The sequence below is a fragment of the Acinetobacter sp. CIP 53.82 genome, from assembly GCF_000369465.1.
GTDB lineage: Bacteria > Pseudomonadota > Gammaproteobacteria > Pseudomonadales > Moraxellaceae > Acinetobacter > Acinetobacter indicus.
This window is the reverse complement of record NZ_KB850046.1, coordinates 1,610,233-1,624,219: the sequence shown is the minus strand read 5'-3', so window position 1 is coordinate 1,624,219 and position 13,987 is coordinate 1,610,233. Positions and strand designations below refer to the sequence as shown.

The window sequence follows — 13,987 nt, the reverse complement described above, 5'->3', positions numbered from 1 at the left end:
GCTTGATTCGTTGATGCTCTTCATAAGGATCATGGTATGAACCAATTAACGAATCTTTCTTCCGAGGCTATTTCTGCTCAACACGAGCAAGATGCCAAAGACCTCACCCGTATTTTACCCGCTTCGAGCAAAGTCTATATCCAGGGCTCACGTGAGGATATCCGTGTCCCGATGCGCCAGATTGAACTGACCGAGACCCCAACCAGTTTAGGCGGTGAACACAATCCGCCGGTAATGGTCTATGACACCTCTGGCGTTTACACCGACCCGGAAGTCAATATTGATCTGAACCAGGGTTTACCGAATGTGCGTGAACGCTGGATTGAAGAGCGTAACGATACAGAAATTCTGGATCAGCTCAGTTCTAAATTCGGTCAGGAACGCCTGCGTGACATCCGCACTGCCGACATCCGTTTTGCCCATATCCAGAAACCGCGCCGGGCCAAACGCGGGCATAACGTGACCCAAATGCACTATGCCAAACAGGGCATTATTACTCCGGAAATGGAATACATCGCCATCCGTGAAAACCTGCGCCAGCAGCAAGGCGTCGATATGCGCCAGCATCCGGGACAAAACTTTGGCGCACAAAATCTGCGTGAAATTACCCCGGAATTTGTACGTCAGGAAGTCGCTGCCGGCCGCGCCATTATTCCCGCCAACATTAACCACCCTGAAATTGAGCCGATGATTATTGGCCGTAATTTCCTGGTGAAAATTAATGCCAATATTGGTAACTCGGCACTGGGTTCCGACATTGCCGAAGAAGTGGCGAAAATGACCTGGGCCACCCGCTGGGGCGCCGATACCATCATGGACCTATCGACCGGGAAAAATATTCATGAAACCCGCGAATGGATTATCCGCAACTCGCCGGTGCCAATTGGTACCGTGCCAATTTATCAGGCGCTGGAAAAAGTTAACGGCGTAGCAGAAGACCTGACCTGGGAAATCTTTAAAGACACCCTGATTGAACAGGCCGAACAAGGTGTGGACTACTTCACCATTCATGCTGGGGTACTGCTGCGTTATGTACCGCTGACCGCCAACCGCCTCACCGGTATTGTGTCACGTGGTGGTTCAATCATGGCACAGTGGTGTCTGGCGCATCATGAAGAAAACTTCCTGTATACCCACTTCGATGAAATCTGCGAAATCATGAAAGCCTATGACGTGTCGTTCAGTCTGGGCGATGGTCTGCGTCCGGGCTGTATCCAGGATGCCAATGATGAAGCACAATTCAGCGAACTTCGCACCTTGGGCGAGTTAACGCATCGCGCCTGGGAACATGATGTGCAGGTGATGATTGAAGGCCCGGGCCATGTGCCAATGCATATGATCAAGGAAAATATGGATCTGCAACTGGAAGTCTGCAAAGAGGCGCCGTTCTATACCCTTGGTCCGCTAACCACCGATATTGCACCGGGCTATGACCATATTACCTCGGCCATTGGGGCCGCCATGATTGGCTGGTATGGCACGGCCATGCTGTGCTATGTGACGCCAAAAGAGCATTTAGGTCTGCCGAACAAGAAAGATGTTAAAGACGGTATTATCACCTACAAGATTGCTGCACATGCCGCCGATCTGGCCAAAGGCCATCCGGGTGCGCAGGCGCGTGACAATGCCCTGTCCAAAGCCCGCTTTGAATTCCGCTGGGAAGATCAGTTTAACCTGAGTCTGGACCCGGATACGGCGCGCAGTATGCATGATGAAACCTTGCCGAAAGAAGCACACAAATCGGCGCACTTCTGTTCGATGTGTGGACCGAAATTCTGCTCCATGAAAATCACCCAAAATGTGAGAGATTATGCGCAAAATCAGAATCTTGCTAAAGAAGCCATGCAAAGCGACACAGAGGTTGCGGAAGGTCTCAAAGCCATGAAGGAGACCTATCAACAGACTGGTCAAAAATTGTACCACGACGTCTAAACTATCGAAAAAGAGTTTGTGTTCCATTTAATCTCAGTTAGGATGAAAACTGATGTTCTTCATCCGTATGATGTTTTATGGAAATACTTAAACAGGCGACCTATGGTCGAAATGAACTGCGCATTCAACAGCGTGAATTCTTGTTTCGTGGCTTTATTCAGGTTGAAAAAGTCAGTCTGAGCCATCGCCTGTTTAATCAAAACCACTATACACCGGTCATTCATCGGGAGTTGATTCAACGCCCGGAGGCAGCCGGTGTATTGTTATATGATGAAAAAAAACATAAATTTGCATTAATAGAACAATTTCGTATTGGGGCAATGGATGATCAGGATTCTCCCTGGCAACTCGAAGTCATTGCGGGCGTACTCGATGGTGATGAATCACCGGAAAGCTGCATTCGCCGTGAAACCCTAGAAGAATCAGGCTGCGAAGTTGAAGAACTGCAGCATCTGTTTACCTTCTATCCTTCTGCAGGAGCTTGTGCGGAAATCTTTCATTTATATAGTGCGAAAGTAAATTTGCCTGAACAAGGCGGTGTGTTTGGTCTTAGTGAGGAAGGCGAAAATATTCAATTGCATATTTTTGAGTATGAGCACTTACCGATCTTATTGGCCAATGGTCGGCTCAGGAATGCGCCGCTGATCATCGCCCTGCAATGGTTACAACAACAAATTAAACCATAAGGAATGTCTAAGGGGTCAGGCATGACTTTTATAAGCAAAAATACACAAAGCTGGACCATCGTCCAGATTTCAGACACACATTTAATGGATCAGGAAGACCTTAAATTTGTGCAGATGAATCCGGAACACAGCTTTCATGGCATCATGCGTGATATTCAGCAACGTTATCCTGAGCTGGATGCCATTGTTCATACCGGGGATCTGGCACAGGTGCCGGTGCCGGCGACCTATGCGCGCTATCTGGCATTTATGCACCGCCTGAATATTCCGTTTTATCAGATTCCGGGTAATCATGATGAAGTCGAATATTTTCCATTTCACCAGCAGCAAAACCGGGTACATGCCATTCATTTGGGTCGCTGGACCATCATGCTGCTGAACAGTGCGGTCAAGAATCAGATTGATGGCCGGATTGAACCCTCCCAGCTCGCGCAACTGGACCAGCTGTTAACCGAACATGCCGGCCAGCATGTGATTCTGGCCTGTCATCATCATCCTTTTGCCATGCAGTCGCATTGGGTCGATCAGCACAAACTGAAAAATACCGCAGATCTGACTGAAATCATGGCCAAGCATCAGAATATTAAAGCGGTTTTATTTGGCCACGTGCATCAGGATTCACTGAACATCTGGAACAATATTCCTTTTTATTCAACGCCTTCGACTTCAGTACAATTTAAACCGCATAGTGATGATTTTGCCCTGGGACAGGAAGCACCGGGCTATCGGGTCTTACATTTAAAGGACAACGGCGAGTTCGACACACAGGTGCATCGTGTTGAAAATTTAGTCGGTCAAATAAATAATGAAATTTCAGGTTATTAACTTTTCATTTTAATCTTTTTGCTTTAAGTTATGGCTGCGAAGGAAAACGTGATACGACGAAATCCAAACATCAAAGACTATCAATATACATAAAAAGTCTATATGATGACGACCCCCGAAGGGATAATCTTCTCCTTGGGAGTGGATAAAAACACTTGCATATCACCATATTTTTTGCGTATAGATAATACGTATATGATGAGGAATGCCCTACATGGCGAATGACAACCAAAATCAAGTCTTGGACGAACAAACAGATGTTGTAGAGGAAAAATCTACAAAGCGCGTGCGTAAGACAAAGCCAAAGGCGTCAGAAGGTGGTTCTACTGCTAGCTTATTTGGTATTGAGCCTTATCAGCCGAAAAAAAATGAAGAATATATGTCTGAGGGCCAGCTTGAGCACTTCCGTCAGATTCTCTTGGCCTGGAAAGCTGAGCTGATGTCTGAAGTTGATCGTACGCTAAACACAATGCAAGATGAAAATACTGCATTGCCTGACGTAAACGACCGCGCCACTCAGGAAGAAGAGTTTGCCATCGAGTTACGTACCCGTGACCGTGAACGCAAACTGATCCGTAAAATTGAACAATCCATTGAAGCCATTAAAAACGATGACTACGGTTTCTGTGAAACCTGCGGCATCGAAATTGGTTTACGCCGTTTAGAAGCGCGTCCAGCTGCGACTTTGTGTATTGACTGCAAAACTTTGGCAGAAATCAAAGAGAAGCAAAATAACGGTTAAGCATGTCTATTCGTAATCCCTCCCTGCCCCTCCCTTTGATAAAGGGAGGGAAAGCTGAAGAGAATTACGTGGGCCGGTTTGCGCCATCGCCAACCGGCCCTTTGCATTTTGGTTCCCTCATTACCGCGGTGGCCAGTTATTGCGATGCCAAGGCCCAGCATGGGCGCTGGCTGGTCCGTATTGAAGACACTGACATTCCCCGTATTTATCCCGGCAGTGAAGCGCATATCCTGCGTTCTTTAGATGCCTTTCAGTTCGAGCCGGATGGTGAGATTCTGTTTCAAAAAGACCGTTTGGCCATTTACGAAGACGTTCTTGAGCAACTCGCCGAGCAAGGCTGGGTCTATGCCTGCCAGTGCACGCGTAAAATGCTCGGTTCCAATCATATTTATGCTGGCACCTGTCGCAATCTGCAACTCCCCTTTGCACAGCAGGCCATCCGCCTGAAAGTGACCGATACAGACATCTGCTTTGAAGACCGCTTGCAGGGCCGGCATTGCTCCAACCTGCAACAAGATCTGGGGGATTTTGTCTTAAAACGCCGTGACGGGATTATTAACTATCAGCTGGCCGTGGTGGTCGATGACTATCTGCAAGGCATTACCGATGTCGTCCGCGGCGCAGACCTCTTGGACAATACCGAACGACAGATCTGGCTTGGGCGGGTGCTGGGCTATCCGGAACTGCGCTATCTGCATTTGCCGCTGGCCATGAATGATCAGGGGCAAAAACTCTCCAAGCAGAACCTGGCCCAGCCGCTGGATTTAAATCAGGCTCCTCTGCTATTACAACAGGCGCTCACGGCTTTGCACCAACCCCCGGTAGTTTTAGACACCCCGGCACGTATGCTGCAGCAAGCCATTGCCCAGTGGTCAATTGACGCCATTCCACATACAACTCAGCTACAGGGCAGCTACGCATAACTACACAATTTGCGCTAATCTAGAAAAAAATAACTGCAAGATGGGATTACTATGTTTTTTATTTTCGGGATTGGTCCAAAAACCAAAGTGCTGGAGAAAAACCAGTTTGTCTGTCCGGTCTGTCGCACCCGCACCAGCTATGAACTGAAGCAGCAGCGCAATTATTTTTCCTTATTTTTTATTCCTTTAATTCCGCTATCCAAAGCCAAAGGCAGCTTTGTCAAATGTCTGAACTGTAAAACGGAAATGCCAAGCACAGTGTTGCACCATGCTCAGCCAGATCCATTTCAGCAGAGCAATCTAGAAGCTTGATTCCTCACGGCTTGGATTGGTCTGCTGGGTAGTACTTTCAATTTTCAGAATCAGACTGACCATCACCGCACACATAATTAGCGATGAACCACCATAACTGATAAATGGCAGGGTCAGCCCTTTAGTCGGCAACATGCCCATATTCATGCCGGCATTCACCAGAATCTGTAACAGGAAGATGATGCTGATCCCATAAGCCAGATAACCAGCACGTAAATACTGATGTCGCAAGGCACGATGACCAATGCGAATACAGCAGACCAGCATGGTGAAAGACAGGCTCAGCACCACCAGGATACCAAAAAAGCCAAATTCTTCGCCTAAAACGGCCAGCATAAAGTCGGTATGCGCTTCCGGCAGATAGGACATTTTCTGGATACTATGCCCCAACCCCACCCCGGCCCATTCACCCCGGCCAAAAGCCATTAAGGCATTTGACAGCTGATAACCGGCCCCGAGCGGATCATTCCACGGGTTAGAGAAAGACATTAAACGTTCAAAACGGTAGGGCTCAAACACCACCAGGAAGGTAAACGCACCCAGCATCGCACCCAAGGCAATCCCGAACTGAATCAGTGGTGCACCGGCCAGGAAGAACACCCCGAGCATGGTCAACGCAATCACCACAGTCGCACCCAAATCCGGTTCTGCCATAATCAGGCCCACAGTCGCCGCCATAATCACTGCCAGCCGTACCAGACCTTTAATATTATTACGCACTTCTTCGGCACGACGTACCACGTAGTCGGCGGTAAAAATCGCCATCATCACCTTGGCCACTTCTGAAGCCTGCAAGGTAAACCCGGCCACCCGAATCCAGCGTTTAGAACCATTGACTTCGGTACCGACCACCAGTACCGCAATCAGCAAGGCAATGGTAATAATCCATAAAAAGAAGGTGTTATTGAACCAGAGGTTTAAGGGAGCTTTATACACGGTATAGGCGGCAATTAGCGCTACCGCAATTGATATACCATGCCGCAGTACATAATGGAAGGCATTTTCATGCATACGCTCGGCATAGGGCATTGAGGCAGACGCCACCATAATCGAGCCGATACAGAGCAAGGCCAATACGCTAAAAATGAGCACATTGCGCACATTCACTTCGGCCGGTAACCGCGGTAACCAGCGCTCATAGACCTGATTGATTTTATTGATCGTTGTCTGAGCAAAGCCAGCCATATCCCAAATCCTTATTATTCTTGACCAAGTTCGTTGACATAAGCCACGAACTGACGACCACGTTCCGGATAGCCCGAGAACATATCAAAACTTGCACATGCAGGTGACAATAACACGACATCCTGCGGCTGGGTATGCTGCTGGCACAGTGTGACCGCCTGTTGCAGACTGTCGGCATGGAGCAGCGTGGTAGTGCCCTGTACCGCCGCTTCAATCAGCGCGGCATCTTCACCAATCAACACTGCCAGTTTGGCGTATTGACTGAGCGCCTGACGCAGTGCCTTAAAGTCCTGGCCTTTGCCCTGCCCGCCTAAAATAATGGCCACCTGACCACCATACGGCTGAATTGCTGCACCCAAGCCTTCCAGTGCCGCAAGGGTGGCACCAATATTGGTGCCTTTGGAGTCGTTATAATAACGCACGCCTGCGACCTCTTCGACGAATTCACAGCGATGCTCCAGACCTTTAAAGCTTTTTAAGGTGTTCAGCATGCTGTCCATCGGCAGGCCAATCGCTTCACCCAGCGCCAGACAGGCCAAGGCATTGGCAATATTATGCGTACCCTGAATATACATGTCGCTGCTTTTCAGCAGACGTTCACGGCCACGCGCCAGCCAAATGGTGCCATCTGTTTCTTTTAAAATACCAAACTGGTTGATATCTGGGGCATTCAGACCAAAGCTCTGCATAGGGGTGGTATCTGGCACCAGTGGACGGGTCAGTGCATCATCACGGTTATACACCACCTGTTTCACGCCCTGAAAAATACGGTGTTTGGCGGTGTGATAACCGAGCATGTCACCATGACGGTCCAGATGGTCTTCACTCATGTTCAGCACCACCGCCACTTCAGCATTCAGGTTTGAAGTGGTTTCTAACTGAAAGCTGGAAAGTTCCAGAATATACAGCTCCGGATCATCTTTGGTTAAATCCAGCGCCGGACGGCCCAGATTACCCCCAACCGCGACCTTCTTGCCAGCATCGGCAGCCATCAGGCCAATTAGTGTGGTTACGGTACTTTTGGCATTGGAACCGGTAATGGCCACAATTGGCTTGTCAGTGGCACGGCGCAAAATCTGGATTTCACTGACCACCCGAATGCCCTGCGCTATTGCCGTCTGAATTTCTGGCAGTTTTGGATCAAGCCCCGGAATGATGATAATTTCTTCAGCAGACAACAGCAGTTCCTGGTCAAACTGGCCAAAACTGGTCTGAACCTCGGCCGGAATCTGGTCATAACCGGGGGGTGTCGCTCGAGAGTCTGTTACGGCAACGCGGTAGCCCTGATCATGCAAGAAGTTGACTGCTGCAACACCTGAAATGCCAAGACCTGCCACAACTTTTAATCCACCGCGTTGTATTAACATTTGAGCTCCATCAATGATTTGGATTTTAAACTGCGGAAATGTTAGCACTTTGGGGTTTTGAATGCTTTTTCTGTTTGCAGTTTCTGGAAAAAATTTTGTGTCAGTGCGTAAAAAAGCCGTCATAGAGATGACGGCTTTTTTGATGCTCAAGGGCTTACTTCCACTTGCCCCCTTGTACTTCAGTTTTCTTGCTGGCCTGCTCCGACACCGGACAATCACAGCCACCGCCACAACCGGCAGCCATTTTCGGTCTGAACCATTTGCCCAGCGTGTGCCAGCCTTTTGCCGTACAGGCATCCGACAACTTCAGAAAGACTGAATTTGAAGTCTTCGGGAATACCTTTTTGAAGACCACCAGCGTGCTCCACATCACCAATACCGCCACAATCAATACTTCAATCATTTCAGTCTCCTTTTTTTGTTTCGGCTTAAGCCAACAGGTTGGATGCAATCTGATAGGTCAGGAATGACATCAAATAGGCCAGACCAAACAGATACACGGTCATAAAGCCCACTGTTTTCCACGATGCCGTTTCACGGCGTACCGTGGCCAGCGTCGCCAGACAGTGCGGCGCATAAATAAACCAGACCAGTAGCGATAAACCGGTCGCCAATGACCAGCCCAAGTCACCACCGCTGCTGATGATGCTGGCCAGACCATCGGCCATGGCATCTTCATCCCCTGACAGGGCGTAAATGGTACCCAGTGCTGCCACCACCACTTCACGGGCTGCCATTGCTGGAATCAAGGCAATACAGATCTGCCAGTTAAAGCCCAGTGGGGCAAAAATTGGCTGCATGATATGGCCCAGCATCCCGGCAAAGGTATAATCAATCGCCGGCATGGTCGCGCCTTCTGGCGGCTGCGGGAAGGTACACAGGAACCAGAGCAGAATCGACAGGGCAAAGATGATGCCACCAACCCGTTTCAGGAAGATTCGGGCGCGATCCAGCAACCCAATCCAGACGTTTTTGATGTCCGGGAAACGGTAACTTGGCAGTTCCATCAACAGCATGTGATCGGATTTGTCTTTCTGGAAAAACTTCAGCACAAAAGACACGCCCAGCGCACTTAAAATACCAGCCATATACAGCGCAAACAGCACCAGACCCTGCAGGTTAAACAGGCCCCATACCGTTTGTTCCGGAATAAAGGCAGCAATTAACAGCGCATACACAGGTAAACGTGCGGAACAGGTCATCAGCGGTGCCACAAAAATAGTGGTTAAACGGTCACGCGGGTCGCTAATACTGCGCGTTGCCATAATCCCCGGAATCGCGCAGGCAAAGCTGGACAGTAACGGAATAAAGGCACGGCCACTTAAACCGGCTTTAAACATCAGTTTATCCAGCAAGAATGCAGCGCGCGGTAAATAACCGGATTCTTCCAGCATCAGAATAAAGAAGAACAGAATCAGAATTTGCGGCAGGAACACCACCACACCACCGGCGCCGGCAATAATCCCGTCCACCACCAGACTGTTCAGTAAAGGATGGGCAATACTGCCACCAATTACTTCACCCAGCCAGCCAAAGAAGGTTTCAATCCCGTCCATAAATGGGGCTGCCCAGGCAAAGACCGCCTGGAAAATGATAAACATCATGACCGCCAGACTGACCAGACCCAGCACCGGATGCAGGAACACCTTATCGAGGAAATCGGAACGTTTATCTTCCTGATCGACGTATTGCACCACATCATTCAGCAGGGTTTCGACCTTCTGATGGGCATCGCCTTTCAGACCGGTCAATTCGGTATGTGGCAGCGCATATTTACCCTGATCCAGCGCATTCATCAGGTTTTCAATCCCGGAACGGCGCACGGCCACGGTTTCTACCACCGGCACACCGAGGCGCTCAGACAGTTTCTGGGTGTTGATCTGCATGCCACGACGACGCGCTTCGTCCATCATGTTCAGCACCAGCAACATTGGACGACCCAGTTCAATCATTTCCAGTACCAGACCCAGATGCAGCTTCAGATTGGTGGCATCAACCACACACAGGAAAGCATCCTGCTGGCCTTCTTCTGCCAGTTTGCCCTGTACCACATCACGGGTAATGGCTTCGTCCGGGCTGGCAGCATTCAAGCTATAAGTGCCAGGTAAATCCAGCACCCGTACCGGCTTGCCTGAAGGTAAATTAAAATGACCGACTTTACGTTCGACCGTTACGCCGGCATAGTTGGCAACTTTCTGGCGTGTACCAGTTAAATGGTTGAATAATGAGGTTTTACCGCAGTTAGGATTCCCTACAAGGGCAATACGTAAGGCATCACTCATGTAGTGACTCCATCTTCAATTTCAATTTTCTCTGCTTCATTTTTGCGTAAGGCAAAACGGGTAAAACCGACCTGAATCAGAATCGGGTCCCCGCCAAAAACACCTTTGGTAATGACCTGAACGCGCGTGCCCGGCACAAACCCCAATGTTTCCAGACGGCTGGCCACCAAGTCATTGTGTGACTCGCCCCCCTCATCCTGCCGGATAATCTGGCGGATAATGGCCGTCTGCTTTACCTTTAACTCTGATAAACGCACTGTGAAATTCCTAAGCTCTTTTAAATAGTATACAAACAAATGAGAATAATTAACAAATAAGGATTGATTACGTTTCCGTTCTTATATCACATCGACAGCCCGGAAAAATTACTCTACATTGGAGAATTCCAATGATCTTGATCGAATTCTTAAATTAAAGTGATCCACATGCTCAATAAAAAGCCCCGCATTCCTGCACCTGTCACCATTCCGGAACATTTAAGCTATTTGCAGGGCTTTCGCGATCATCTAGTAGCACAAACCGTCAGTCCACATACCCGCAATGCCTATCTGTCCGACTTAATGTTATGCAGTGCCTGCGTGCCCAGTTCGATGCTGGACTGGAGTCATGATGATATTTCCGATGTCCTGATTGAATTGACCAAACAGCAAAAAAGCCCACGTTCGATTGCCCGCTGCCTATCGGCCTTAAGGGCTTTTTATAAATTTCTGCGTGAACAGAAACTGCGCGCCGACAATCCGGTCGCCGCACATAAAACCCCAAAACTGGGCCGGGCCTTGCCCAAAGATCTGTCCGAAGCCGATGTTGAAGCGCTAATTCAGGCACCGGATGTCAATACAGCGCTGGGCCTGCGTGACCGGGCCATGTTTGAAGTGCTGTATGCCTGTGGGTTACGGGTGTCTGAATTGCTGAATTTACGTCTGGAGCTGATTAACCTGAAACAGGGTTATTTGCGCATTGTCGGCAAAGGCAATAAAGAACGTCTGGTGCCTTTAGGCCAGGTCGCCTGTGAATGGGTAGAACACTATCTGCAAGAGGCGCGGCCGCAGCTATATAAAACCAGCACCGATTATTTATTTCTGACCCAGCATGGCGGCATCATGAGCCGGCAGAACTTCTGGTATGCGATTAAACGCTATGCACTACAGGCCGGGATTCAGGCCGAATTATCGCCGCATACCTTACGCCATGCCTTTGCCACGCATCTGCTCAATCATGGCGCGGACCTGCGCGTGGTGCAAATGCTGCTGGGGCATAGCGACCTGTCGACCACACAAATTTATACCCATGTCGCGCAGATTCGCATGCAGCAGCTGCACGCGACCCATCATCCTCGCGCTTAACCGCACTGCCGAAATACGACCAAGAAGTTTTCGATCGGTCATTTTTTTTTGTTATGCTAGCCTCCTTGTTTTTATATCGATAAGAAAAGGGTTAGCAATGACATTTACCCGCGCGAAAATTGTAATGGCCATGACACTTGCTGCAGGCCTCGGCCTGACGGCATGCTCGAGCAATAATGATGAGAAAAAACAAACCACGCTTACGGCCAGTGCACCGGCAACCGGGGAAGCCTCTACCCTTTCTGAACGTAATGCCCAGCAGCGTCTGGTCAAAACCCTGGAACAGCATTTTAAAACTGCTGGCATTCAGGCCAAAATCACTGAAGTCAAAACCACGGAAGTCCCGAATCTGTACTGGGTCAGCCTGGAAGGCATGTCTGCAGTCTATGCCACCAGCGATGGCAAATACATTTTCCAGGGCGATGTGATCCGTTTAGGCGACAAACAGCTACATAACGTCGGTGAGAGCCTGCAAGCCGGCACCAATAAACAGATTTTTGCCAGCCTGAAAGAGCAGGACCTGCTGATCTATAAAGCCAAGGGTGAAACCAAACACATCATTTATGTGTTTACCGATGTCAGCTGCCCATACTGCCACAAGCTGCATGAACATATGGATGAGCTGAACAGCCAAGGCATTGAAGTACGCTATATTGCCTGGCCACGTGGCGAACAGTTTATTCCGGCCATGGAAAGCGTCTGGTGTAGCCAAGACCGCCATGCGGCCTTTGATCAGGCCATTGCCGGTGCTGAACTGCCTGCCGCCAGCTGCAAAACGCCAGTACGTGAACACTATCAGCTGGGTCTGAATATCGGGGTGAACGGTACCCCGGCAATCTATAGTGCAGACGGGGTCTACCTCGGTGGTTATCTGTCGCCAAGCGAATTGCTGAAGCGTTTAAATAACTAATTTTAATGGGTTAAATTACTGTTTTTTATAGATCAAGAGAAAGTGATTTCTACGCTAGAGTCTTCAGCTTTTTTTAGCTATGATCTAAGCTCGCTTAAAATTGATTAAATATGGAGTGTGACGTGAAACCAGTTCGTCTGGCAATCCTCGGTCTTGGTACTGTGGGTGGTGGTGCCCTTAAACTATTAAAAGAAAATGCTGCTGAGATTAAACGTCGCACCGGTCGTGAAATTGAAATTACCTATGTCGGCACCCGTCGTCCGCGTCCAGACCTGAACCTGCCAGAAACGGTCAAACAAAGCTCGGACCTGCTGGATATCGTGCGTCAACCGGATGTAGATGTCGTGGTTGAAGTCATGGGTGGGATTCATCCTGCATATGAAGTCATTATGGAAGCGATGAAACACGGCAAACATATTGTCACCGCGAACAAAGCCTTGCTGGCTGAACACGGTAATGAACTGTTCAAAGCCGCTGATGATCATGCCGTTCAGATCGCCTATGAAGCTGCGGTAGCTGGTGGTATTCCAATCATCAAGGTGATCCGTGAAGGTCTGGCCGCGAACAAGATTGAATGGCTGGCAGGTATCATTAACGGTACCGGTAACTTCATCTTAAGCGAAATGCGTGAAAAAGGCCGTGCCTTTGCCGATGTGCTGAAAGAAGCGCAAGAACTGGGTTATGCCGAAGCTGATCCAACCTTCGACGTTGAAGGTATTGATGCAGCGCACAAGCTGACCATTCTGGCCTCATGTGCATTTGGTATTCCGCTGCAATTTGACAAGGTGTACACCGAAGGCATTAGCAAAATTACCGCACAAGATGTCAAATATGCCGAAGATTTAGGTTTCCGCATCAAGCATTTAGGGATTGCACGCCGTACCGATGCCGGTATTGAGTTGCGTGTGCATCCAACCCTGATTCCTGAAGAAGAACTGATTGCCAATGTAAATGGCGTGAAAAATGCGGTGCTGGTGCAGGCCAATGCAGTCGGTCCAACCCTGTATTATGGCGCCGGTGCCGGTGCAGGCCCGACCGCTTCAGCAGTGGTTGCTGACGTGGTCGATATTGTCCGTGACATCTCCTATACCGAAGACGGTGCAGGGACAATTCCGCAACTGGCCTTCGAAGCCTTAACCGACTTGCCAATTTTAAGCCGTGAACAGATGACCACGGGTTACTATATTCGCATTAATGCCGAAGACCAGACCGGTGTACTGGCCGATGTCACCACTATTTTAAGCCGTGCCGGTATCAGTATTGATGCCATCATGCAGCAATCTCGCTTAAAAGACCTTATCCCTATCGTGATTCTGACTGACCCAGTTCAGGAATCAAAAATGGATGAAGCGTTACAACGAATTCAAGCTTTGCCTGTGATTCATGGCGAAATTGTACGAATTCGTTTAGAATCGCTTGATAATTAATCGGGTCAAGGGGAATATTTCCCCTTGCCAAGCTCTACACACAATTGGAACAT

14 protein-coding genes are annotated in these 13,987 nt (G+C 49.0%); 9 read left to right on the top strand and 5 right to left on the bottom strand.

Going from position 1 to position 13,987, the window contains the following annotated elements:
- The first annotated feature begins 36 nt into the window (after positions 1-36).
- The 6 genes from thiC (at position 37) to F905_RS13160 (ending at position 5,420) form a co-directional block, all read left to right on the top strand.
- The gene (gene thiC, locus F905_RS13185; RefSeq protein WP_005181616.1) at positions 37-1,932 is read left to right on the top strand and encodes a phosphomethylpyrimidine synthase ThiC; all 1,896 of its coding nucleotides are present in this window, start codon (positions 37-39) and stop codon (positions 1,930-1,932) included.
- 77 nt (positions 1,933-2,009) lie between these two features.
- The gene (locus F905_RS13180) at positions 2,010-2,618 is read left to right on the top strand and encodes an NUDIX domain-containing protein (protein WP_005181612.1); all 609 of its coding nucleotides are present in this window, start codon (positions 2,010-2,012) and stop codon (positions 2,616-2,618) included.
- 21 nt (positions 2,619-2,639) lie between these two features.
- Complete coding sequence (locus tag F905_RS13175; RefSeq protein WP_005181605.1) at positions 2,640-3,443, top strand: metallophosphoesterase; 804 nt, start codon at positions 2,640-2,642, stop codon at positions 3,441-3,443.
- 214 nt (positions 3,444-3,657) lie between these two features.
- Complete coding sequence (gene dksA, locus F905_RS13170; RefSeq protein ID WP_005181603.1) at positions 3,658-4,185, top strand: RNA polymerase-binding protein DksA; 528 nt, start codon at positions 3,658-3,660, stop codon at positions 4,183-4,185.
- 2 nt (positions 4,186-4,187) lie between these two features.
- A complete protein-coding gene (gene gluQRS, locus F905_RS13165; protein WP_005181600.1) occupies positions 4,188-5,108 on the top strand; it encodes a tRNA glutamyl-Q(34) synthetase GluQRS in 921 nt (306 codons plus the stop codon).
- Between the two features lie 51 nt (positions 5,109-5,159).
- Positions 5,160-5,420 carry a zinc-ribbon domain-containing protein gene (locus F905_RS13160; protein ID WP_005181597.1) on the top strand — a complete coding sequence of 87 codons (261 nt, stop codon included), beginning with the start codon at positions 5,160-5,162 and terminating at the stop codon, positions 5,418-5,420.
- On the opposite strand, the gene ftsW is transcribed toward F905_RS13160, so the two are convergent.
- The 5 genes from ftsW to F905_RS13135 all read right to left on the bottom strand — a co-directional run bounded on the left by ftsW (position 5,409) and on the right by F905_RS13135 (position 10,511).
- On the bottom strand, positions 5,409-6,605 hold the full coding sequence (ftsW, locus tag F905_RS13155; RefSeq protein ID WP_005181595.1) for a putative lipid II flippase FtsW: 1,197 nt from the start codon (positions 6,603-6,605) through the stop codon (positions 5,409-5,411). The genes F905_RS13160 and ftsW overlap by 12 nt on opposite strands.
- Positions 6,606-6,619: 14 nt before the next feature.
- Positions 6,620-7,972: a UDP-N-acetylmuramoyl-L-alanine--D-glutamate ligase gene (murD, locus tag F905_RS13150; RefSeq protein WP_005181594.1), complete on the bottom strand. Its 1,353-nt coding sequence runs from the start codon at positions 7,970-7,972 to the stop codon at positions 6,620-6,622.
- A 154-nt stretch (positions 7,973-8,126) separates the two neighbouring features.
- Positions 8,127-8,375 (bottom strand): DUF6587 family protein, encoded by a 249-nt coding sequence (locus F905_RS13145; RefSeq protein WP_005181592.1) that lies wholly within the window; start codon positions 8,373-8,375, stop codon positions 8,127-8,129.
- Positions 8,376-8,400: 25 nt separating this feature from the next.
- Positions 8,401-10,254, bottom strand: coding sequence for a ferrous iron transporter B (gene feoB, locus F905_RS13140; RefSeq protein WP_005181591.1), 1,854 nt, complete (start codon positions 10,252-10,254; stop codon positions 8,401-8,403).
- A complete protein-coding gene (locus tag F905_RS13135) occupies positions 10,251-10,511 on the bottom strand; it encodes a FeoA family protein (RefSeq protein WP_005181588.1) in 261 nt (86 codons plus the stop codon). Before F905_RS13135 ends, feoB begins: the two co-directional genes overlap by 4 nt.
- Positions 10,512-10,679: 168 nt before the next feature.
- On the opposite strand from F905_RS13135, the gene xerD reads away from it, so the two are divergent.
- From xerD to F905_RS13120, 3 genes are all read left to right on the top strand, one after another.
- Positions 10,680-11,597 carry a site-specific tyrosine recombinase XerD gene (xerD, locus tag F905_RS13130; protein WP_005181586.1) on the top strand — a complete coding sequence of 306 codons (918 nt, stop codon included), beginning with the start codon at positions 10,680-10,682 and terminating at the stop codon, positions 11,595-11,597.
- Between the two features lie 97 nt (positions 11,598-11,694).
- Positions 11,695-12,507, top strand: coding sequence for a DsbC family protein (locus F905_RS13125; RefSeq protein WP_005181584.1), 813 nt, complete (start codon positions 11,695-11,697; stop codon positions 12,505-12,507).
- A 122-nt stretch (positions 12,508-12,629) separates the two neighbouring features.
- Entirely contained in the window at positions 12,630-13,934 is a 1,305-nt protein-coding gene (locus F905_RS13120; protein WP_005181583.1) for a homoserine dehydrogenase, read from the top strand.
- The last annotated feature ends 53 nt before the right edge of the window (positions 13,935-13,987 follow it).